At 73.6% G+C, this 22,326-nt stretch carries 17 protein-coding genes; 10 read left to right on the forward strand and 7 right to left on the reverse strand.

Annotated features, from left to right (window positions below; genetic code table 11):
• Positions 1-480 (reverse strand): NUDIX domain-containing protein, encoded by a 480-nt coding sequence (locus ACFXAZ_RS14495; protein ID WP_384589594.1) that lies wholly within the window; start codon positions 478-480, stop codon positions 1-3.
• Between the two features lie 67 nt (positions 481-547).
• Positions 548-2,158, reverse strand: coding sequence for an apolipoprotein N-acyltransferase (gene lnt, locus ACFXAZ_RS14500; RefSeq protein WP_384589597.1), 1,611 nt, complete (start codon positions 2,156-2,158; stop codon positions 548-550).
• Positions 2,159-2,489: 331 nt separating this feature from the next.
• Here lnt and ACFXAZ_RS14505 point away from each other — a divergent pair, with 331 nt between their 5' ends.
• Positions 2,490-3,524 carry an O-antigen ligase family protein gene (locus ACFXAZ_RS14505; protein WP_384589660.1) on the forward strand — a complete coding sequence of 345 codons (1,035 nt, stop codon included), beginning with the start codon at positions 2,490-2,492 and terminating at the stop codon, positions 3,522-3,524.
• A gap of 47 nt (positions 3,525-3,571) precedes the next feature.
• Here ACFXAZ_RS14505 and ACFXAZ_RS14510 read toward each other — a convergent pair whose 3' ends face one another.
• Together ACFXAZ_RS14510 and ACFXAZ_RS14515 are read right to left on the reverse strand one after the other, a co-directional pair.
• Entirely contained in the window at positions 3,572-4,123 is a 552-nt protein-coding gene (locus tag ACFXAZ_RS14510) for a hypothetical protein (protein ID WP_384589600.1), read from the reverse strand.
• A gap of 87 nt (positions 4,124-4,210) precedes the next feature.
• On the reverse strand, positions 4,211-5,002 hold the full coding sequence (locus tag ACFXAZ_RS14515; protein WP_384589603.1) for a glutamate racemase: 792 nt from the start codon (positions 5,000-5,002) through the stop codon (positions 4,211-4,213).
• Positions 5,003-5,041: 39 nt separating this feature from the next.
• On the opposite strand from ACFXAZ_RS14515, the gene ACFXAZ_RS14520 reads away from it, so the two are divergent.
• Positions 5,042-6,235 (forward strand): glycosyltransferase, encoded by a 1,194-nt coding sequence (locus tag ACFXAZ_RS14520; protein WP_384589606.1) that lies wholly within the window; start codon positions 5,042-5,044, stop codon positions 6,233-6,235.
• A 10-nt stretch (positions 6,236-6,245) separates the two neighbouring features.
• On the opposite strand, the gene ACFXAZ_RS14525 is transcribed toward ACFXAZ_RS14520, so the two are convergent.
• Positions 6,246-7,547: a TerD family protein gene (locus ACFXAZ_RS14525; protein WP_384589662.1), complete on the reverse strand. Its 1,302-nt coding sequence runs from the start codon at positions 7,545-7,547 to the stop codon at positions 6,246-6,248.
• Positions 7,548-7,845: 298 nt separating this feature from the next.
• On the opposite strand from ACFXAZ_RS14525, the gene ACFXAZ_RS14530 reads away from it, so the two are divergent.
• The 5 genes from ACFXAZ_RS14530 to ACFXAZ_RS14550 all read left to right on the forward strand — a co-directional run bounded on the left by ACFXAZ_RS14530 (position 7,846) and on the right by ACFXAZ_RS14550 (position 15,600).
• Entirely contained in the window at positions 7,846-8,277 is a 432-nt protein-coding gene (locus ACFXAZ_RS14530; protein WP_384589609.1) for a DUF6643 family protein, read from the forward strand.
• A gap of 42 nt (positions 8,278-8,319) precedes the next feature.
• Positions 8,320-9,144: an MOSC domain-containing protein gene (locus ACFXAZ_RS14535; protein WP_384589612.1), complete on the forward strand. Its 825-nt coding sequence runs from the start codon at positions 8,320-8,322 to the stop codon at positions 9,142-9,144.
• A 257-nt stretch (positions 9,145-9,401) separates the two neighbouring features.
• Positions 9,402-10,004 (forward strand): hypothetical protein, encoded by a 603-nt coding sequence (locus ACFXAZ_RS14540; RefSeq protein ID WP_384589615.1) that lies wholly within the window; start codon positions 9,402-9,404, stop codon positions 10,002-10,004.
• Positions 10,005-10,133: 129 nt separating this feature from the next.
• Positions 10,134-12,578 carry a right-handed parallel beta-helix repeat-containing protein gene (locus ACFXAZ_RS14545; RefSeq protein WP_384589618.1) on the forward strand — a complete coding sequence of 815 codons (2,445 nt, stop codon included), beginning with the start codon at positions 10,134-10,136 and terminating at the stop codon, positions 12,576-12,578.
• A gap of 859 nt (positions 12,579-13,437) precedes the next feature.
• Positions 13,438-15,600 carry an FUSC family protein gene (locus tag ACFXAZ_RS14550; RefSeq protein ID WP_384589621.1) on the forward strand — a complete coding sequence of 721 codons (2,163 nt, stop codon included), beginning with the start codon at positions 13,438-13,440 and terminating at the stop codon, positions 15,598-15,600.
• 265 nt (positions 15,601-15,865) lie between these two features.
• On the opposite strand, the gene ACFXAZ_RS14555 is transcribed toward ACFXAZ_RS14550, so the two are convergent.
• Positions 15,866-18,301, reverse strand: a complete 2,436-nt coding sequence (locus tag ACFXAZ_RS14555) for a hypothetical protein (RefSeq protein ID WP_384589623.1) — start codon at positions 18,299-18,301, stop codon at positions 15,866-15,868.
• 367 nt (positions 18,302-18,668) lie between these two features.
• Between ACFXAZ_RS14555 and ACFXAZ_RS14560 the strand changes: the two genes are divergently transcribed.
• Positions 18,669-19,496, forward strand: a complete 828-nt coding sequence (locus ACFXAZ_RS14560) for a DeoR/GlpR family DNA-binding transcription regulator (RefSeq protein ID WP_384589626.1) — start codon at positions 18,669-18,671, stop codon at positions 19,494-19,496.
• Between the two features lie 14 nt (positions 19,497-19,510).
• Here ACFXAZ_RS14560 and ACFXAZ_RS14565 read toward each other — a convergent pair whose 3' ends face one another.
• A complete protein-coding gene (locus ACFXAZ_RS14565; protein ID WP_384589629.1) occupies positions 19,511-20,635 on the reverse strand; it encodes a PLP-dependent cysteine synthase family protein in 1,125 nt (374 codons plus the stop codon).
• Positions 20,636-21,127: 492 nt separating this feature from the next.
• Between ACFXAZ_RS14565 and ACFXAZ_RS14570 the strand changes: the two genes are divergently transcribed.
• Together ACFXAZ_RS14570 and ACFXAZ_RS14575 are read left to right on the forward strand one after the other, a co-directional pair.
• Positions 21,128-21,451 carry a hypothetical protein gene (locus ACFXAZ_RS14570; protein WP_384589632.1) on the forward strand — a complete coding sequence of 108 codons (324 nt, stop codon included), beginning with the start codon at positions 21,128-21,130 and terminating at the stop codon, positions 21,449-21,451.
• A gap of 287 nt (positions 21,452-21,738) precedes the next feature.
• A complete protein-coding gene (locus ACFXAZ_RS14575) occupies positions 21,739-22,278 on the forward strand; it encodes an ATP-binding protein (RefSeq protein ID WP_384589635.1) in 540 nt (179 codons plus the stop codon).
• Positions 22,279-22,326 lie beyond the last annotated feature (48 nt).

Consider the following 22,326-nt stretch of genomic DNA (forward strand, 5'->3'; position numbering starts at 1 on the left):
TCACAGGGAAGTCGTGGTGTCGAACCATGTGGGGGCCTCGGTCATGGCCTGCTTGATCCGCAGCACACCGAACTCGTTCAGGTCCGGCAGCCCGTCGACCGGGAACCAGCCCACGTCCAGCGACTCGTCATCGTTGACCCGGGCCTCCCCGCCGAGCGCGCGGCAGCGGAACGTGATGTCCATGTACTGGCAGAGGTCCCCGTTCTCGTACGTCACCGGCGACAGTGCCTGGACGAGGACCACCCGCTCGGCGACGCAGTGCACGGCGGTCTCCTCCTGCACCTCGCGCACCGCGCAGACCGCGGGCTGCTCGCCCGGGTCCGGGATACCACCGATCAGTGACCACTTGCGGGTGTCCGACCGCCGGTTCAGCAGCACTCTGCCCTCGTCGTCGAAGACGACGGCGGTGACCCCGGGGAGCCACAGCAGTTGATGGCCTGCGGACTCGCGCAGCGTGGTGATGAAGTCAGGAGTAGCCATGCCCCGACCCTAGCGGCGCAGCTCGTCCGGTCCCGCCGGATTCAAGGGGCGTACGGCGGTCGTACCGCTACGCGCCACCCGCGCGCCGCCCGCGCACACCGGCACCGATCGCCCAGCCGAGGCCTCCGGCGGCGACCAGCACCAGAACGATCTCCGGCAGTACGCCCAGCCGGGTGGCGGGCGTCTGCGAGGAGCGCAGCGGCACCTCCTGGACCAGTGTGTCGGCGACGAACATGCCGGTGCGCTGGGTGATCGTGCCGTCCGGCATGATGATCGCGCTCACGCCGCTGGTGACCGGGACGGTGACGGTACGGCTGTGCTCGACCGCGCGGACGCGGGACATGGCGAGCTGCTGGTAGGTCATCTCGCTGCGGTCGAAGGTGGCGTTGTTGCTGGGCACGGAGATCATCTGGGCGCCGTCGGTGACCTCGGAGCGCACGGCCCAGTCGAAGGCGGCCTCGTAGCAGGTGACCAGGCCGACCGTGGTGCCGTCCATGGTGAACACGCCCGGCTCGGTGCCCCGGCTGAAGTCCTGGGCGACCATGCTGGTCCACTCGCTGTTGATGGCGCCGATCAGGGAGCGCAGCGGAAGGTACTCGCCGAACGGCTGGATCTGCCGCTTGTCGTAGGTGTCGACGGGCCCCTGCTCGGGGTCCCAGAGGATCTGCTCGTTGAGGAGTTTCCCGTCGCGCTCGACGACGCCGCCGACCGAGATGGGCACGCCGATCGCCTGGGCGGCCTGGTCGATCACCGCGCGGGCGTCGGGGTTGGTGAAGGGGTCGATGTCGGAGGAGTTCTCCGGCCACAGCACGAAGTCGGGCTGGGGGACCTTGCCCGCGGCCACGTCGGCGGCGAGCCGTTCGGTTTCCCGTGCGTGGTAGTCGAGCACCGCGCGGCGCTGGGAGTTGAAGTCGAGTCCCGCGCGCGGGACGTTGCCCTGGACGACCGCGACGGTCGCGGTGCCGTCCTCGGCGTCGTCGCTGACCAGCGGGCGGGCGGCGAACGCGCCCACCACGGGGACGGCCACGCTGAGCAGGGCCACCGCGGCGGCGCCCCGGCGCAGCGCGCGCGTGCGGCGCGTTTCGAGGGCGACGCGGACGACGTCGTACACGCCGAAGCCCGCGAGGACGACGGCGAAGCCGAGCACCGGGGTGCCGCCGACGGCGGCGAGCGGGAGGAACACGCCGTCGGCCTGGCCGAAGGCGATCTTGCCCCAGGGGAAGCCGCTGAAGGGCACACGCGCGCGTGCCGCCTCTCCGGCGATCCATACGGCGGCGGCCCACACCGGCCAGCCGGGCAGCTTGGAGACGGCGGCGACACCCGCGCCGACCAGCGCGACGAAGAGCGCCTCGATCACGACCAGCGCCAGCCAGGGGCCGGGGCCGACCTCCACGCCGGTCCACACCAGCAGCGGCAGCAGGAAACCGAGACCGAAGAGGTAGCCGAGACCGAGGCCCGCCTTCCAGCCGCGTCCGCGCAGCACCCAGCCGAAGCCCGCGAAGGCGGGCAGGGCCAGCCACCACAGGGTGCGCGGCGGGAAGCTGATGTAGAGCAGCACTCCGGAGAGCGCGGCTACGGCGGGCGGGACCAGACGCGCGGGCCAGCGGCGCCACACGGCGGGCGCGGGCTGCGGTTCGACCTGGTCAGGTTCGCCGACGGGAGTCGCGGTGACGGTCACTCGGGGAGTGTACGGCGGCATCCTGAGCGGCCGACAGGACGGTCCTGGGCGGGCGGGTGCCCCGACCTGCCCGAAGGAGGCCGGGCTCGGCCGCTCGCCCGGCCTCCTTCGGGCGGTCCGCACACGCATTCCGCACACTTCGTCACCCCTCATCCCCAAAGGGTCGATCAGCCGTTACGGTGTCCGGAGCCCCGTGGCGTGCGGTCGTGGCTACGCGCGCGGGCGGGGCCGGGGAGAAGGTCCGGGGGGACGGGTGGGGTCCACGAGGAGTGTGTCCACGGCCGGCGCGGCGGCGCGGGACGACAGACGAAACGTTTCCGACGCGGTGGGGATGGCCGTGCTGGGCGGCAGTGCGATCTGGTCGCTGATCACCGCGGCCGTGCACGGCGGACGGCCGGAGGGGGCGCTGCTGGCGGTGCTGGCGGTGGCCGCCGGGCATGCCGCGGGCCGGATCACCGGGGCGCTGCTGCCGGTCGCCGCCCCGGGCGCGGCGGCGCTGGCCGGGATCGCGCTGCCGGTGGTCGTCCCGCAACTGTCGGCGGGCCCGCGGCCGGGGGCGCCGCTGGGCCACCTCGGGGCCACCGCCGCCCTGCTCACCCTGGCCGCGGGTGCCGCCTGCTGTGCCGCGTGGGAGGCGTCGGCGCCCGGGATCCGGCTGGCGATGCGGCTGCTGGCCGCCGGGGCGGCGGTGACGGCGGCGTCCCTGGGCTCACCGACCGGCGCGGTCGCGTGTGCCGTGGTCCTGCTGGCGTCGCTCGCGGCGGGCCGGGTGCGGCGGCGCGGGATAGGGATCGCCGGGCTGGCCCTCGCCGCGGCCGGGGTCACCGCGACGGCCTGGGCGGTGACCGCAAAGGTGCTGCCGGACGGGCTCGCCGCGACGCTGGAGGGCCGGCTCACCGCCGCCCGCGTGGCGCTGTGGCGGGACGCCTTGCGGCTGCTGGACCAGGAGCCGGTGCTGGGTGTGGGCCCGGGGCGGTTCGGGGAACTGAGCCCGGCCGCGGGCGCCGCGCCGACGTCCGACGGCAAACCGCATTCGGCGCTGCTCCAGCAGGCCGCCGAGCAGGGGGTGATCGGGGTGGCGCTGCTCGGGGCGGCCTTCTGCTGGGTGCTGATCGCGCTGTGGCGCACCGCGCGTCCCACGCCGGTCGCGCTCACCGCGGGTGCCGCGCTGACAGCCGTCGCGGCGATCGCCGCCGTGGGCAACGCGCTGAGCTTCACCGCCGTGACGGCGGGAGCGGGCCTGCTGGTGGGCCTGGCGACCGCGCGACCGCTCCCCGATGGCACCGACATGCCCGACATTTCGGATATATCCGAAATGAAGGAGAGTCGTCGCGATCGGCGAGCCCAGGAGGAGCCGAACGGGTGAGACCGGGCGTCGGAGTCGGGCGTCGGGTCTGATCAGGCCGGGTCAGGTCAGTGGGCCGTGTCCGGCGTGGTGGTGCGCAGCCGGTCGCGGATCACCCGTACGGCCGCCTCCGCGTCGTCGACCGTGATGGTGAAGGTGTGGCCGTCCCACAGCCGCAGGACCAGTCCCTCGCCCTGGCGCACGACGACGGCCGTGCCCATGTCGGGCCGCCAGCGGTAGCCCCAGCCGCCCCAGTGGCGGGGGGTCACATGCGCGACGAAGTCGGCGCCCACGACATGGGCGAGGGGGATGCGGCGGCGCGGCACGCCGATGTGGCCGCAGCGCACTTCCAGGGAGTCCTTGTCGACCTTCAGGGCGACGCTGACGAAGGCGAGGGTCCCGAAGAGGACCAGCAGACCGGCCAGGATGCAGCCGACCACGGACATCACCAGGGGGGCCGAACCCGCCGTCCACGCGGAGTCGACGGCCAGTTCGATACCGAGCGCCAAGCAGGCGAAGCCGACCAGCGCCAGCAACCACTGAACACGGTTGGTGGCCTGTCCGGTCCAGACATCGGGGTGCGACGCGTCCGCGTCCGCATCCTGGGGGTGGTCCCTCATGCCTTCGAGACTACTCAGGTTTCGCTCCGCTGGTAGTTCGCTGCACACGGTGAATGCTCCGGACGGCGGCCCGCCCGTCCCGGACGGCTACACCACGCGCGCGGGGGCGGCGGTACGCAGCAGGCGGCCCTCCGCGTAGGCCAGCGCGGGCTCCGGGAGACCGCCCGCGCGCCCGCTCAGGAGGACGGTCACCGTGCCCGCACGGGGCGCGTCCGGGGCGGGCGCGGCGCCGATTCTGCGCAGGGCCTGCGCGGCCACCGCTCCGGCGGAACCGTGCAGGACCAACGGAGGCAGGCCGGGGCGCTGGACGGCGGCGCGGATGCGTTCGGCGACCAGTTCGTAATGGGTGCAGCCCAGGACGACGGTCGTTACCTCGCGGGGGGTCAGTGCGGCGGCGGCGGTGACGGCCGCGTCGATCGCGGCCTCGTCCGCGTGTTCGACCGCTTCGGCCAGTCCCCAGCAGGGCACCTCGGTGACGGGAACGCCGTCGGCGAAGTCCTGGATCAGCCCGCGCTGGTAGGGGCTGCCGGTGGTGGCGGGGGTGGCCCAGATGGCGACGGGGCCACCGCTCGCCGCGGCGGGCTTGATCGCGGGGACCGTGCCGATCACCGGCAGGCCGGGCTCCAGGAGGTCGCGCAGGGCGGTCAGCGCGTGCACGGTGGCGGTGTTGCAGCCGACGATCAGGGCCTCGGGGCGGTGGGCGGCGGCGGCGCGGGCGACGTCCACGGCCCGCCGGGTGAGGTCCTCGGGGGTGCGCGGCCCCCAGGGCATTCCGTCGGGGTCGAGAGAGAGAACGAGATCCGCGTCGGGGCGGAGAAGTCGTACCGCGGCGGTCGCCGCCAGCAGGCCGATTCCGGAGTCCATGAGCGCGATCTTCACCCGGCCACGATAAACGATGGCCCGTGTCGCACCGGTGCCGTGGGGCAGACTGCGCGGGTGACCGTCTTCGCCTGGATCGCCGCCGGATCGCTCACCGCCTGGCTGTGGCTGCTGCTGTGCCAGGGCTTCTTCTGGCGGACCGATGTCCGGCTGCCCATACGCCGGGAACCGCGGTCGTGGCCCTACGTCTGTGTCATCGTCCCCGCCCGCGACGAGGCGGCCGTGCTGCCGCTGAGCCTGCCCTCGCTGCTCGCCCAGGAGTATCCGGGGCGGGCCGAGGTGATCCTGGTCGACGACGGCAGCACCGACGGCACCGGGGACCTGGCCCGGGAACTCGCCGACAAGTGTGGCGGGTTGGCGCTCACCGTGGACTCGCCGGGCGAGCCGCCCGCGGGCTGGACCGGCAAACTGTGGGCCGTGCGCCACGGGATGGGGCTCGCCCGCGCGCGTGGGCCGGAATTCCTGCTGTTGACCGACGCGGACATCGCCCATGAGCCGGACAGTCTGCGGGAGCTGGTGGCCGCGGCCCATGGCGGCGGTTTCGACCTGGTGTCGCAGATGGCCCGGCTGCGGGTGGCGAGCGTGTGGGAGCGGCTGGTGGTGCCCGCCTTCGTCTACTTCTTCGCGCAGTTGTATCCGTTCCGCCGGATCGGCCGCAGGGGCGCGCGGACCGCCGCCGCGGCCGGTGGCTGTGTGCTGCTGCGCGCGGAGGCGGCCGAGCGGGCGCGCGTCCCTGACGCCATCCGGCACGCCGTGATCGACGACGTGGCGCTCGCCCGCGCGGTGAAGGGCGGCGGGGGGCACATCTGGCTGGGGCTGGCCGACCGGGTGGACAGCATCCGCCCGTATCCCCGGCTGCACGACCTGTGGCGGATGGTCTCGCGCAGCGCCTATGCGCAACTGAGGCACCAACCCGCGCTCCTGGCGGGCACGGTGGCCGGACTCGCCCTGGTCTATCTGGTGCCGCCCGTCGCCCTGGTGGCCGGCGCGGCCACCGGGAGCGCGGCGACCGCGCTGCTCGGCGCGGCGGCGTGGCTGGTGATGACGGGGACGTATGTCCCGATGCTGCGCTACTACGGTCAGCCGCTGTGGCCGGCCCCCTTGCTGCCGTTCACGGCGTTCCTCTATCTGCTGATGACGGTGGACTCGGCGGTGCAGCACTACCGGGGGCGCGGCGCGGCCTGGAAGGGCCGCACCTATGCGCGTCCGGAGGCCGTGCCCGACGAGGGCTGAGACGTGCCGCCTACTTGCGGCCCGGCGTCCAGTCCATGCCCCAGCCGTAGGCGCGGTCGACGGTGCGCTGCGGGCTCACCCCGCGCTCGGGCACCAGGTAGCGGGCCTCGCGCTGCACGATGAGTTCGCCGTCCGTGTGGGTGATCAGGGCCAGGGCGCAGACCGTGGAGGGGACCGTGCACTCGTCGAGGGAGAAGTCGATGGGGGCGCCGAACTGCGGGGTCAGGGTGACGGTGGCGTGCAGGTCGGCGAAGGAGCGGGCACCCTCGTAGATGGTGACGAAGACGAGGATGCGGCGGAAGTGCCGCTGGAAGTCGAGATTGACGGTGAGGTTCTCACCGCTCGCCCTGGAGCCGGTGCGGTCGTCGCCGTCGAGGTGGATGAACGGCGGACGGTCAAGGGCTCCATAGGCGTTGCCGAGGGCCTGTACGACGCCCTTGCTGCCGTCGGCGAGTTCGAACAGGGCGCACAGGTCCAGGTCGAGGTCGGCGTGCATGGCCATCGCGCGGCCGAGTTTGCTGCCCCAGCCCTTGAACTGCTTGTGCACCTCCCAGTTGAGGTTCACACGCATCGCGCCGGAGGTGCCGCCCTGCTTGGTCAGCGAGACGGCCGGGGCGGACTTGGTGAGCGTCACCTTGGTCAGCCGCACCGGCTGCGCGGACGCGGCGGGCGCGGGCGCTGTGGCGGAGGCGGACGGGACAGCGGGCGCGGGCGGCGTCAGCGGCCGGGCGGGCGCGGCGGGGACCGGCTGCGAGCGCGGTCGTGGGGAGGGCGGTGGCGCGGCGGGCTGCTGGGGTTCGTCGACGGAGATGCCGAAGTCCGTGGCGAGGCCCTCCAGGCCCCGGTCGTAGCCCTGGCCGACCGCGCGGAACTTCCAGGCGCCCTGGCGGCGGTAGAACTCGCCGAGGACGAAGGCGGTCTCGACGGTGGCGCCGGTGGGCTCGAAGCGGGCGACCACGGTGTCGCGGCCGGTCTCGCGGACCTCGACGGAGAGGTCGGGCACCTGGCCGAAGGTGCCGCCGTCGGCGGAGGCGGCGAGGACGACGGTCTCGACGGCGGGCTCCACGCGCGCGAGGTCGACGGTCAGGGAGTCGGTGACCCGGCCGCCCGCGTTGCGCTTGCCCTCGTGCCGGACGGCGCCCGAGGTGTGCGACGGCTGGTTGTAGAAGACGAGGTCGGAGTCGGAGCGGACCTTCCCGGCCACCAGCAGCAGCGCGGAGGCGTCCGCGTCGGGCACCCCGGCACCCGTGCGCCAGGCGACCTCGACCCGTAGCGCCGAAGCCGGCACCGGAACGTTCGAACCTTTCGGCATTGACATGTCCGCCCCCATCTTGTGCGTCGCGCCGCGCGGCGCTCCCGGACAATCCTGGTTTCCGTACCGCCAACCTATTCCCCGGGGCGCTCGGACGCCCGTCCGGGTGAGGTGTGAACACCCATGGTCAACCGCCGGTAACCCGCCGGGAACTGAGCCTTTACACGATCCCAACGCGGACTTCCGCCCTTTTTTCCCAAGTTCGCTCGGATTGGCGATCCTGAGTCACCGCCGACACGGAAATCAACCCTCTTATCGGTCTCCACAACCAGCACATCGTGGGCTTAACTTATGTGCCATGACCTCCCCCCGCTCCACTTATGGCGGCGGCTACTACTCCGCCTCCTTCCCGGACACTCCGATCTACGACTCGCTCGTGGCCGAGCGGGGCACCCCGCAGATCGCCCCGATCAGAGTCCCCGCCGCCTATGACACGGGCAGCCACCTGCCCGCGCTGCCGTCGGCGCTCCCCGCCCTCCCGGCGGCTCCGTCCCAGCCCCTCTACGGCTACCCACAGGCACAGCAGCCCGCCCCGTTGCAGCAGGCGCCCGCGGCGTACATCCCGCACCAGGCCGCCGCGCCGCGCGGATACCCCGGTCCGCAGCCGCAGCAGCCCCGGCCCGCCGCTCCCGGCGCCACCGGCTACGAGGCGATGCGCCCGGCCGCGCCGCGCCCCGCGCCCGGCGGCTACCAGGACCCGTACAACAACCAGCAGTACCGCGGTTACTGATCTCCGCCGCCGGTTGTCGGTGCCGCCTGGCACGATGGCCGTATGGGGAACGCGTGGCTGAAGTCGATACACATCCATCCGGTCAAGGCACTGCGGGGACTGTCGCTCCCGGAGTGCGTGATGGAGCCCTGGGGGCCGGCCGGTGACCGACGCTGGGTGCTGATCGACAACGGGGGAAAGGTCGTCACCCAACGCCAGCAACCGCTCCTCGCGCAGGCCGCCGCCGAGCCGGTGCCCGGCGGCGGCGTCCTGCTGTCCGCGCCCGCGCTGGAACCGCTGGCCGTGCCGGTGCCCGAGCCGGACGCGACGGTCACGCTGGAGATCTTCGGCAACAAGGTGGAGGGCGTGCTCGCCGACGCCGCCGCGCACGCATGGTGCAGCGCTTTCCTCGGCGCCGACGTCCGGCTGGTGCACATGGACGATCCGGCCACCCGCCGGCCCGTCGATCCGGACTTCGCGCTGCCCGGCGAGACGGTCAGCTTCGCCGACGGCTACCCGCTGCTGCTGACCACCACCGCCTCCCTGGACGCCCTCAACTCGCTGATCGCGAGCGGCCCCCACGCCGCCGAGGGCCCGTTGCCGATGAATCGCTTCCGGCCCAATGTGGTGGTCTCGGGGACCGAGCCGTGGGCGGAGGACGACTGGTCGCGGCTCGACATCGGGCCGGTGCGGTTCCGGGTCGCCAAGATGTGCGGGCGGTGCGTGGTGACGACCACGGACCAGAGCACCTCGGCGCGCGGCAAGGAGCCGCTGTTCACCCTCGGCCGGCATCGCCGGATCGGCGGCAAGCTGGTCTTCGGACAGAATCTGGTGCCGCTGTCCACCGGCACGGTCCGCGTGGGCGATCCGGTCCGGATCCGCGAATAGCCGAGCGGCCGACTGAGCGATCAGCCCAGCGATCAGCTGAACGATGAGCCGTTCACCCCAGTGGGACACCGAGCGCAGAACACCGTTCCCGGCCGTGGGAACCCCTCCCGGGGCTTTGTCCGTTGGGCATTCTGAGAGGCGCGTGAGAGTTGCACGAGTGGTCCGGCCGGGGGTGATTTCGCTCTCTCTTCGACCGGTTCGCTCCGCGTGGGGCCGTGCCTCGGGTTATCACGGATCGGGGAAGGGGGTGCCGGACGGTGCGAGCGATCAAGGGTCTGTGGAGCTGGCGGCACAATCCGCTGTGCCGGAGAACCGATCTCGTGGAGTCCTGGGTGGCCCTGGCCGCCCTGCTGCTGATCGTGCTGCTGGCACCCGTGCTCGGGGTCCTGGCCGGTTTCACCGTCCAGGAGGCCCTGGACCGGTCGGTGCGCGAACAGCACAGTTCCCGGCTACAGGTGACGGCCACGGTGGTGCGCGAGCTGGATCGCGGTGTGCTGGACATCGACCCCGAGGCCGCGGCCCAGGACACCCGCAGCAGAGTCCTCGCCGACTGGACGGCGCCGGACGGCAGCGAGCACCGCGGGCCCGTGCTGGCCCGGCTGACCTCCCCGCAGGCGGGCGACCGGTTCACGATCTGGACCGACGCCAGTGGGCGGACGGTCGCCCGTCCACTGGATCCGGCCACGGCCACCACCCACGCGGTGCTCGCCGGCTTCGGCGCCGCGCTCGCGGTCGCCGGGCTGGTGGAGGGCTCCAGACGCCTGATCGTCCGGCGGCTGGTCACGCTCCGCCACGCCCGCTGGGACCGGGCATGGGACCGCGCGGGCCCGGACTGGGGCCGGACCGGTACGGGCAGTTGACGCCCGTTGGTCGGCAATTGACGGCCTTTCGGCTCTGGTCAACCCACCGCCCGCGCGCACGCTACGGTGGACCGGCCGAACCCTTCGGCATCAAACCCGCGTACGACGAGGTGGGGACAGAACAACGCCATGGCACAGGGCACGGTCCAGGTGACGCACACCGGTACCTCGCGGTGGCGGCGCCGCACAGGTGAGTACACCTCGCTCGCCGCCGCCCTGGAGGCCGCGGCCGACGGTGATGTGCTCACCGTCGCCCCCGGCACCTACCGGGAGAATCTCGTGGTGGAGCGCGCGGTGACGCTGCGCGGCCCCGAGGGCTCCCCCGGTTCGGTGCGCATCGCCCCGGCCGACGGGGTGCCGCTGACCGTGCGCGCCTCCGCCGTCGTACAGGATCTGCTGGTGGAGGGGCAGGATTCCGCCGCGCCCGCGCTGCTGGTCGAGGAAGGGGCGCCGGAGCTGACGGATGTGCGGGTGGTGACCCGGTCCGCCGCCGGGATAGAGGTGCGCGGGGGCGCCCGGCCGACCGTGCGGCGGTGCACCGTCGACAATCCGGGAGGCATCGGCATCGCCGTGCTCGACGGCGGGGGCGGGGTGTTCGAGGAGTGCGAGGTGGTCGCGGCCGGGCAGGCCGGGATAGCCGTGCGCGGGGGCGCGCATCCCCGCCTGGAGCGCTGCCGGGTGCATCACACCTCGGGCGCGGGGCTGACGGCGACCGGGGAGAACTCCGCGGTGGAGGCGGTCGGCTGCGAGATCTACGAGGTGCGCGGCAGCGGCGTGCAGATCACCGCCCGCGCGACGGCGCATCTCACCGACTGCGATGTGCACCGCACCACCGCCGACGGCGTCACGCTCGACACCGACGCGGTGCTGACCCTGGCCGACTGCCGTATCCACGACATCCCGGAGAACGCGGTCGATCTGCGTTCCCGCTCGGTGCTGACCCTGACCCGCACCACCGTCCGGCAGTTCGGCCGCAACGGTCTGTCGGTGTGGGACCCGGGCACGCGCGTGGACGCCAATCAGTGCGAGATCTTCGACTCCACCGGCGACTATCCGGCGGTGTGGGTGAGCGACGGCGCCACCGCCGTCCTCGACTCCTGCCGGGTGCACGACGTGCCGGACGCGCTGTTCGTGCTGGACCGCGGTTCCCGCGCGGACGTCGTCGACAGTGATCTGTCCCAGGTGCGCAACACGGCGGTGTCGGTGAGCGACGGCGCCACCGCCCAGCTCGACGACTGCCGGATCCGGGACGCCGCGACCGGCGCCTGGTTCCGCGACCACGGCAGCGGCGGCACGCTCAGCAACTGCACGGTGACGGGCACCCAGACCGGGGTGATCGTCACCAAGGGCGCCGACCCCACCGTGGAGCGCTGCACGGTCGACTCCCCCGCCGAAGCGGGCTTCTATGTGTCGGCGGGCGGCCGGGGCAGCTTCCTGAACTGCCGGGTGACGGGCAGCGGCGGCTACGGCTTCCATGTCATAGACGGCTCCCGCACGACCCTGCGCAAGTGCCGTACGGAGCGCTGCGCCCGCGGCGGGTACGAGTTCGCGGACGCCGGGTCGGACGGCGCGGCGGGCACCGGGCCCGTGATCGAGGACTGCACCAGCGACGAGAGCGGCGGCATACGGCCCTCGGCGCCGGAGCCGGCCGTCCAGCAGACGACGACCGGGACGCCGGGCCTGCTCGGGGCGATCCCCGGACAGCGCACCTCCGAGCCGGAACCCGTACCGGCCGCCGCCCCCGCCGGGCCCGAGCAGCCCTCGCGCAGCTCCACGACCGTGCTCGGGGAACTGGACGGCCTGGTCGGCCTGGACAGCGTCAAGCGCGAGGTGCGGGCGCTGACCGACATGATCGAGGTGGGGCGGCGGCGCCAGCTGGCGGGTCTCAAGGCCGCCTCCGTCAAGCGGCATCTGGTCTTCACCGGCTCCCCCGGCACCGGTAAGACGACCGTCGCCCGGCTGTACGGCGAGATCCTCGCCTCGCTGGGCGTGCTGGAGAAGGGCCATCTCGTCGAGGTCTCGCGGGTCGATCTGGTCGGCGAGCACATCGGCTCCACGGCGATCCGCACCCAGGAGGCGTTCGGACGGGCGCGCGGCGGGGTGCTGTTCATCGACGAGGCGTACGCGCTGTCGCCGGAGGACGCGGGCCGGGACTTCGGCAAGGAGGCCATCGACACGCTCGTGAAGCTGATGGAGGACCAGCGGGACGCGGTCGTGGTGATCGTCGCGGGGTACACCGCCGAGATGGAGCGGTTCCTGTCGGTCAATCCGGGCGTGGCGTCCCGCTTCTCGCGGACCATCACCTTCGGCGACTACAACCCCGAGGAGCTGTTGCGGATCGTGCAGCAGCAGGCCGAGGAGCATGAGTACCAGCTCGCGCCGGGCGCTCCGGAGGCGCTCAGGAAGTACTTCGCCGAGCTGCCCAAGGGTCCGGCCTTCGGCAACGGACGGACCGCGCGGCAGACGTTCGAGGCGATGGTGGAACGGCACGCGAGCCGGGTGGCCCAGCTGACGGAACCGAGCAAGGACGACCTGTCACTCCTGTTCGAGGAGGACCTGCCGGAACTGCCCTGAACCGGCGGCGGCGCAGCGAGCCGGGTCGGGCAGCTGAACCGAGGCATCGGGCTTGCCCCGGGGTCCCGCTGGGTCCAGGGACACCGCCGGGGCCGGGGATCCCGCCGGGGCCGGGATCCCGCCGGGGCCGGAGGTCCGCTGGCCCACGTATCCCCACTTGTCCCCCCGGGATCCCATTGGCCCGAGCACCCCACTGGCCCGGGGTCCAGCTAGGCCCGCAGACGCCGCTCGGTCCAGAGACACCACAGAGACACCACAGAGACACCACTGGGCCGGGGCCTCACCCGCCCGCGCATCCCCACCTGGCCTCCCGAGATCCGCCTGGCCCAGGCATCTCACTGGCCCGGGGGTCCAGCCGCCCAAGCATCCCCGTTTGGCCACCGGGTCCCATTCGCCCGAGCACCCCACCGGGCCCGGGACCCCGCTGAGCCGGGCAGGCTGGCCCGCGCATCCCCGCCCTGGCCCCGAGGCCCCACTGGCCCGGCCTCCCCATGGCCCCGGGGGTCCTACTGGCCCAGGCATCCCCGCTCGACCACCAGGTCCCACTCGCCAGGCATCCCTGGGCTCCCAACCAAGCCGCGGTCCCCCGGGCCCGAGCATGCCCCCCCGGGGCCCAGCCCCCTCCGATCCGAGCCACCCCCCTCCGCCGCGCAGAAGGTCACCCCCGACGGAGAACCGCTCCGCGGCACAGTGGGCCGGTCGGGCGACCCCCGGCGGGGCGCTGGTGCGGCGGGCGGCGGGTCCGGCTCTCGCCCGGCAGCATGGGTCGACACCCGGAACCCGCCGCGGCAGACGTCCGTCGAGGCGGATCTCACCGCGTCGGGACCCGCGCCGGGCGAGCCCAGGGGGAGGAACGTTCATGCCGAAGCCGCCGGCGCGGGCCGAGCTGGCCGAGGCGGCCCGGCGATCGCTGCGGGTCACGGTCGCGGCGACGGTCGGCTTCTACCCGGCGGCGCATCTGCTGGACCAGCCCCTCGTCGCCGTCTACGCCCTGTTCGCGGCGATCGCCTTCGGCGCGCTGTCCCCGCTACCGGGCTCCGGCCGCCACCGTGCCGAAACGGTACTGCGGGCCCTGCCGGGCGCCGCCGTACTGATCGTCCTCGGTACGGTGCTGGCCATGGCGACCTGGGCGGCGGCCGTCGGCATGCTGGTCGTGGGGTTCGTGCTGACGTTCGGCGCGGCGTGCGCGCCACGGCTGGCGGCCACCGTTCCCGCACTCCAGCTCTGCTACATCCTGGCCTGCTTCCCGCCCTACGCGCCCGGCACCGCGCCCGAGCGGCTGACCGGACTGGCCGTCGGGGCGGGCGCGCTGATCCTGTGCGAACTGCTACTGCTCCCCCAGCCGTGGCAGCCGTCGTACGAGGACCGGCTCGCCGGGGCTCTGGATCTCGCGGTCGGGGCCGCGCGCCGACTGACCCGGGAGGTGGGCGCGGACACCGGGCTGGCGGCGCGGCTGCGGGCGGCGGGCCGGGACCTGCGCTTCTCGCAGCAGCCGGCCGGCAGCCGCCCCACAGGTGCCGGCCGGACGGACCGCGCCCTGGCCCAGGCCGGTTCCGCGACCCGCCGGCTGCTGGATCAGCTCGCCTCCCTCACCGAACTCACGCCCTGCCCGGTGGACCTGTCCACCCAGACCCTGCTGAGGGGGATCGCGGCGACCGGCGCGGACACGGCCGGCATTCTGCGCGGGCGGCCCCCGGCGGCCGGTCCCGGGGTGATCGTGGAGATGACCGACCGGTTCCTGGTCGAGCGCACGCGGCTCCCGAACAGGCCCGAGGGCCTGCTCCACGCGGTGCTGCGGCGACGGTCGACGGTGCTGTCGGCCGCGGTGTCCGCCATGACCGTACGCACCGCCGTCGCCCTCGCGGCCGGGCGGCGCCGGCGCTCGGTGCCCGGACTGCCCGAGGAACAGTTCTGGTACGCGGAACGCTCCACGCCCCGGCTGTGGTTCGTGCGCGTCGCCGGGAACCTCACCCCGCACTCGGTGGTGTTCCAGAACGCCGTCCGGACGATGCTGGGGCTGGCGCTGGCCCGGCTGGTGGCCGGGTCGTTCGATCTCTCGCACGGCTTCTGGGTGCTGCTGGCCGTGCTCACCCTCGGGCGCACCACGGCGGGCGCCACCTGGTCCGCCGTCCGCTCGGCGGCCCTCGGCACCCTGCTGGGCGCCATCGCGGCGGGCGTACTGGTGATCGGGGCGGGTGACACCATCCGGGTGTACGAGTTCCTGCTGGTGCCGATGATGCTGGTGGCCTTCTCGGTCGGGCCGGTCGGTGGCCCGGCGTGGGCGCAGGGCCTGTTCACGCTGGTCGTCTCGATGGCGTTCGCTCAGCTCACGCCGGTGACCTGGCGGCTGGCGGAGGCACGGCTCATCGATGTGCTGACCGGCAGCGCGATCGGGCTGATGTGCGGGCTGCTGGCGTGGCCGTCCGGCGCGCGGGCCGAGATCCGGCGGGGTGTGTCGGCGCTGCTGCACACGTCCGGGCCGCTGGTGCGGGCCACCGCCGACGCCGTGACGGGCGGGGGCGGTCGGGCCCCGGGCGGGAAGGTCGCCGCCGGGATGCAGTGGCTCGCCCTGCACCGGCTCCAGATCGCGGAGGCCGCTTACGCGCAGTACCGCGCGGAACCCGTGCCGCACGCGGGCGAGGACGGCCCCGACTGGCTCGCCGCCCTCAACTACGGCTCCCGGGTGCTGATCGGCGCCTACTGGCTGCCGCGCGAGCACGGCCCGCCGGACTTCCCGCCCGCCGTGCGGCAGTGGGCCCATGAGGCGGCCGGTCAGGTGGCGGCGGCGGGGGAACGGGCGGCGGAGTTCCCGGCGGACGGGGTGCGGGTCAGGCCGGCCCCGCTGCCGTGGGGCGCCGCCCGGCGGGAACCGGCCGCGACGCTGTCCCTGCTGGTGGACATGGAGGTCTGGCTGGGGGGACTGGCGGCGGATCTGGAGACGGCGGTCGGGGGCGGGGTGGACGGCATCCCTTACCCCCCGGCCGTGGGCGGGGAGACGACATCCCCGATCCCGCGGTCGTAGGCGGGCGAACAACATCCCCGATCCACCGGTCGTAGGCCGGGGGGTGCAACATTCCTGATCCCGGGCCCCGGCGGAGAGGACAACATCCCCGCCCCCAGGCCCCGGACGAGGAGGCCGACACTTCCGACCCCAGGCCCCGAACGAGGAGGCCGACACTCCCGCCCCCAGGCCCCGGACGAGGAAGGCAACACCCCCGCCCCGACCCCGGACGGGAGACGGGACGACACCCCCTCCCCCGCTGATCACTGATCCCCGGCGATCCCTCCTAACCACCCTCGCCATCACCCTCACCCACACCCCCAGCCCCCGGCCGCTGCCCCGGCACCGCCGGGCTCAATCGGGCCAGCAGCCGGGACCGTTCGTCGGCGAAGGCGGGGTCGGCCTGGTAGTCGGAGTGGCCGAGGATCGGTGCGGGCAGCGGGTGCAGGGCCGTACGGCCGTGGGACAGGGGGTCGGCGAGGGCCGCGCGGTCGACATCGGGGCCGCAGCTGCCGGGCAGCCCGATGGGGCCGCCGATCGGGTCGGTGTCCCGGTACAGATTGCGCCAGCAGTCGACGTCGCGGTGCAGTGCGTCGAGCGCGGCCGGGCCGAAGTAGGCGGGGAACCAGCGGCCGTACAGCCGCTCCAGCGGGGAGCCGTACGTCAGCAGCGCCACCCGGGCGCGGATCGCCGGGGTCAGTTGCCAGGCCGCCGCGGCGGCGAGGACGCTGCCCTGGGAGTGGCCGGAGATCACCAGCCGCCCGCCGGTGGCCCTGGTCCAGGTCGCCATCCGCCAGGTGAGGTCGGGAACCGCCCGCTCTGCGTAGCAGGGCGGCGCGAAGGGGTGGGCGGCGCGCGGCCAGAAGGTGCCGACGTCCCAGAGGATGCCGATGGTGCGCCGCGCGGAGGCGTCCTTGTAGGCGCGGCGGCCGGAGGTGACGAACAGTATGAAGCCGAGCCCTATCAGCCAGGAGCCGAGCATCTGCGCGGTCCCGGCGACGCCGTGCACGAAGGGATGGACGTCGGCGGCGGCCCGCGCCGGGGTCTCATCGGTGGTCAGGGCACCGGCGAGCGCGCCCGCGCCGAGCAGCAGGGTCACCACGGCGGTCGCGGCGATCAGCGTCGGGGCCCGGTCGGTGAGCGTGGCCATGGCGCGGCTGCGGGCGATCCGGCGGGTACGGCCGTCGTCCGTCTGCTCCTCGGGGTAGTCGTGCGCCACATCGGGCTGTTCGGCGTGGGCCAGCCGCATGGTGCCCCACACCAGCCACGCCGCGACGAGCAGCAGGACCAGCAGCAGGGGCGGGATGACGGAGGCCTGCCAGGTGAGCAGGACGGGCGGGCCGGGGATGGCCGCTCCGGTGCCGTCCAGCCAGTCGGCGACGCGCTGCGAGACGCCGCCGGAGAAGACCCCGCCGAGCGCGCAGGCCAGCAGGGCGACGGCGGGGCCGCCGAGGCCGCGCAGGGCGCAGCGGGGCTCGGGGTCGGCCCGGTGCAGGACCTGGGCGATCCCGCACAGGGCGAGGGCGAGCAGGCCCTGGAGCAGGGTGATCGCGCCGAAGGCGGTATCGCCGGGGAGCCCTCGGGTGGAGTGCCAGCCGGGGCGGGCCCAGCCCGCGTACAGCATGGCGAGGAGCAGCAGGGCCACCGCGGCGAGCGGCAGTCCCCGTACGAGACGGGCGTCGAGTTCGCGGTCGAGGCGGCGTTCGCTGCGGCCCCGGCGGCAGATCACCCACAGCACGGCCGTGAAGCCCGCGGCCAACGCGACCGCGAGGAGCAGGCCGAGCAGGGGGAGGGCGACCGGGCCGCCGGGCTCGCGGTCGTGGCGGAGCGCGGCCCAGTGGAGGGCGGCGGCCACGGTGAGCAGTCCGGCGGCGGTGTGCGCGGCCCGCAACCGGGCGACCAGCCGCCGCCCGAACCAGAATCCGGGCCGCCCCAGCGCGGTACGGGCGGGTTCGTCACCGGCACCCGTGTGCGCGGATCGCGGGTGGGCGGACATGGCGTGGGCGGACATGGCGTGGGCGGAGGGCTCGGCCGGTTCCGCCGGGGCATCGGTCCCGCCCGGGTCGGGCATCGGGCGAGCCGATTCGTAGGCGCTCCAGGTGCGGTGGGAGAGGTACCACAGGAGGGCGACCAGGGCGGTGGGGACGAGGGCGGCCAGGGCGAGGCGGCGGCCGGGCAGGCTCCACCAGCCGTCGTGGGACAGGGCCGGGGACAGAAAGCCGAGCCAGGAGTTGCGCTCGGCGCACGCGCGGGTGCCCGCGCACTGCCAGGCGGCGAGATCCAGGGCGACCTCGCAGGCCGCGGCCACCATCAGCACGGTCAGGGTGAGCCCGGCGAGCCGTACCAGCAGCCCATAGCAGCGCACCGCGCGGGTGTGTCCGCGGGTGGGCGGGCGCATCCAGTGGGCGAGGTTGGCGACCATGAACGGCAGCAGCAACAGCCAAAGGGCGCGGGCGCCGTTGCCGGAGGTGAGGTTGGACCAGACGTACGCCTCCTGGACGGGTTCGCCGCCGGGGCCGCGCGGCCGGCGCTCCGCGTGGACATCGTCGGCGCGGCGGAAGATCGCCGCGATGTCGTCGCCGGTGACCCGTTCGGTGCGCGGGTCGTTCAGCATCTTCTCCGGCGTGGCCCCGCCCACTCCGTGGACCAGGAGTTCCAGGGCGGTCGTCGGTTCCTGCCCGGCCGCCGTGTCCGCGGCGACCCGTTCCTGCGCGCGTTCCACTGTCGTGCTCTTCCCCCGAGACGTGCCGGACGGCGTGATGATGTGCCCCTACCGCGTTTCTGACGTGCCGTACGGCGGTGCGCTGACGGCGTGGTGCGGGTGCGCGCCCAGGATCTCCGTGGGTTTGTGCGCGTGCACCCGTCGTCACCGAATCTCCCCGATCATTGTGACGGACCGGCCACGGAGCGGACACGGAGTGGCATGCGCGCGCCGCCGCGACCGGTGGCCTCGGGCGGACCGGCCCGTGCGAGGATGGGACGCCCCGCGCCCGCCTCCCCGGCGTCCCGTGTGTCGCAGCAGGTGCGGAGGGGTGTCGACGGAGTGTCGATGGGTGTCGGAGGACAGCGGCGAAAGGACCGGAGCTGACGTGAGTGAGAATCAGAACCTCCTCGCGGAGCAGCGGCGTGCCCTGATCCTGGACGAGGTGCGGCGCCGGGGCGGCGTCCGGGTGAACGAGCTGACGCGCAGGCTCGGGGTGTCCGACATGACGGTCCGCCGGGATCTGGACGCGCTGGCCCGGCAGGGTGTGCTGGAGAAGGTGCACGGCGGCGCGGTCCCGCTGGTGGACGCCAGTACCCACGAGCCCGGTTTCGAGGCCAAGTCGGGTCTGGAGCTGAACGCCAAGGCGGACATCGCGCGAGCGGCGGCCGAACTGGTGGCGCCGGGCGCGGCGATCGCGCTCTCGGGCGGTACGACGACGTACGCGCTGGCACAGCAGCTGCTGGACGTGGCCGATCTGACCGTGGTCACCAACTCGGTGCGGGTCGCGGATGTCTTCCACGCGGCGCAGCGGTCGGTGGGGCCCCGGCCGGGCGCGGCGACGGTGGTGCTGACCGGCGGGGTGCGCACACCGTCCGACTCGCTGGTGGGCCCGGTCGCCGATCAGGCCATCGCGGCGCTCCACTTCGACCTGCTGTTCCTGGGCGTCCACGGAATAGCGCCGGGGGCGGGTCTGTCGACGCCGAATCTCGCGGAGGCGGAGACCAACCGGCGGCTGGTGCACTCCGCGCGGCGGGTCGTGGTGGTCGCCGACCACACCAAGTGGGGCACGGTGGGTCTGAGTTCCTTCGCGACCCTGGAGCAGATCGACACGCTGGTCACGGACGCCGGGATGGGCGCGGCGGCGCGTACGGAGATCGCGGAGCACATGCGGCTGGTGGTGGCCGGGGAGCCGGTGGGCGACACCGACGCGTGAGATCCGGCGCCGCGTCAGTCCGGCCACACCCCCGTCTCCAGCAGGGTCTCGATCGCCGTCGTGTACGGCCCGATGTCCAGCCCCTGCTGTGCGAGCCAGGTGTCGGAGTAGTACTTGTCGAGGTACCGGTCCCCCGGGTCGCACAGCAGCGTCACCACGCTGCCCTGTCTGCCCTGCGCGACCATCTCGGCGGCGATCTTCAGGGCGCTCCACAGGCCGGTGCCGGTCGAGCCGCCCGCCTTGCGGCCGATGGCCCGCTCCAGGGCGCGGACGGCGGCCACGCTCGCCGCGTCCGGCACCTTCATCATGCGGTCGATCGCGCCCGGTACGAAGCTCGGTTCCATCCGGGGGCGGCCGATGCCCTCGATACGGGAGCCGGAGTCGCAGGTGACGCCGGAGGCGCCGGTGGTCCAGCCCTCGAAGAAGCAGGAGTTGTCGGGGTCGGCGACACAGATGCGGGTGTCGTACTGCATGTAGTGCACATAGCGGGCGATGGTCGCCGAGGTGCCGCCCGTGCCCGCGGTGGCGACGATCCAGGCGGGCTCGGGGTGGCGCTCCAGCTCCAGCTGGCGGAAGACGGACTCGGCGATGTTGTTGTTGCCGCGCCAGTCCGTGGCGCGTTCGGCGTAGGTGAACTGGTCCATGTAGTGGCCGCCGGTCTCCTCCGCGAGCCGGGCCGACTCCTCGTAGATCCCGCGCGCGTCGTCCACGAAGTGGCACCGGCCGCCGTGGAACTCGATCAGGCGGCACTTCTCGGCGCTGGTCGTGCGGGGCATCACCGCGATGAAGGGGACGCCGATCAGCTTCGCGAAGTACGCCTCGGAGACGGCCGTCGAGCCGCTGGACGCCTCGATCACCGGGCGGCCGGGCCGGATCCAGCCGTTGCACAGCCCGTACAGGAACAGGGAGCGGGCGAGGCGGTGTTTGAGGCTGCCGGTGGGATGGGTGGACTCGTCCTTGAGATAGAGGTCGATGCCCCAGGTCTCGGGGAGCGGGAAGCGGAGCAGATGGGTGTCGGCCGAGCGGTTGGCGTCGGCCTGGACCTTGCGGACGGCTTCTTTGAGCCAGGCGCGGTACGCGGGGTCGGTGCGGTCGATGTCGAGGGTCGCTCCGGGCCGGGTCTGCTGAGGGGTGCTCACGGCGGGCTCCTTACGCTGCGCGCCGACGCTCTCGCCGCGCGGGCCGCACCTCGATCATAAGCACGCCATCCAACGCTTCTCACCTGCATAAACGCATCTTTGAGCGGCTCAAAGCCAGGCCTGGGCAGGGGTGGGTGGCAGAGGTGGATGGCAGAGGTGAGTGGCAGAGGCGGGCGACGGACGGGTGCGGTGGTCCGGGGGCGCGTTCACACGCGTGCTCCGCGCGCCCGGCGTGAAGGGACCGCGCGTACTGGTGCGGGCGCGCGGGTGCGGGCACACTGCACCGCGCGGGGATCGGCTCGTACGACCGTACGGTTGATGGGGTGCGAGCCGTACGGTTCGGGCGGCCGAGGTGTACGGCGCCGGCCGCGCGGTTCCGGGTTTCGTGGACCGGGGTGGGATCACCCGGCACGCGCGGGCACCCGGCACGCGCGGGCACGCGGGTCGGGTCCGGCAGTGTGGCGAACGGCGGGGCGGGCAAGGGGGCAGGGCATGGCGGAGCCGGAGTTCACGGCGAGCGGCGTGCGGATAGGCAGGGGGCTGCGGTCGCTCACGCGGGCGGGGCAGGTCCGGATCAGCGGCGGCAGGCTGGTGCTGCTCACCAGCTACGGAAGCGAGATCGACAGCGCCCCGGTACGGGCGGTGCGGGCGTCGAAACCGTGGTTCGCGCCGGACGACCGGGCGCTCGCGGACCTCAACGGCACCCGGTATCTGCTCACCCTCGGCGAGGACGACCCGCCGCCGGGGCAGCCCGGACCACCGGCGGCCCGGCGGTTCATCGAGGCGGTGCGCCGGGCGTCGGGGCGCGCGGAGTGAGTCGAGTCGCCGCCGGTTCCGCCTGTCCCTCCTGATCTTCGTGTTCATGTGTTTCATCGAGGTCGTGCGCCGGGCGCACGGGGGGTGCGTGACGGCTCCCTCACCGCGAGTTGCGGTGCCGCACCCCGTGCGTCACGCTGGTCACACGTCACTCTGGGTTTACCGGCGACAACGCTGCGAACCAGCCCGCCGGGCACCACAGCCAGGCGGGCCGCCGCGTCTGCGGTGTCTTCCGCCCGGCCTCAACTCCGTGTTCTTCCGGGCCTCAATGTCGGGGAGTCGCAGCCGTGATCAGTCACCCCAGCAGACACTGCACGGTGGAGCTGCAAGCCCTGCCGTCGCGGATCGGACAGGTCCGCAGAATCGTTTCCGCACAATTGCGTCACTGGCATCTGGATCCGCTGATAGACCGTGCCTCGCTCGGTGTCACCGAGTTGCTGAGCAATGTCCACCGGCACGCCCAGCCCGACAAGACCTGCATCGTGGAGATCGAGCTGCTGCTCGACCGGCTGACGGTGTCGGTGCGCGACCACGACCCCCGGCTGCCCGAGCTGTCGGACGCGGATCCGCTGGCCACCTGCGGGCGCGGGCTCGCGATGGTGGCGGCCGTGAGCGAGAGCTGGGGCGCCCGGCCGGACGGCGACCGTGGCAAGGTCGTGTGGTTCATCCTGCCCGCACCCTCCCGCGCGGTCGCCAAGCCCGCGCAGCCCTCGCGCCGCCCGGTCGCCGAACCGGCACCGGTCTTCGCCGAGGTCGAACACGCCGGTCTCACCGCCGACGCCCGCAGGCCCGGACACGCTCCCGCCCGATCGGCCGTTCCCGGCTGACCAGGCGGTGACCGGGCCCAGGGACCTGTGCCGCCGGCCGCCGACCTG

The sequence above is a fragment of the Streptomyces sp. NPDC059477 genome (assembly GCF_042749375.1).
In the GTDB taxonomy this organism is placed as follows: domain Bacteria; phylum Actinomycetota; class Actinomycetes; order Streptomycetales; family Streptomycetaceae; genus Streptomyces.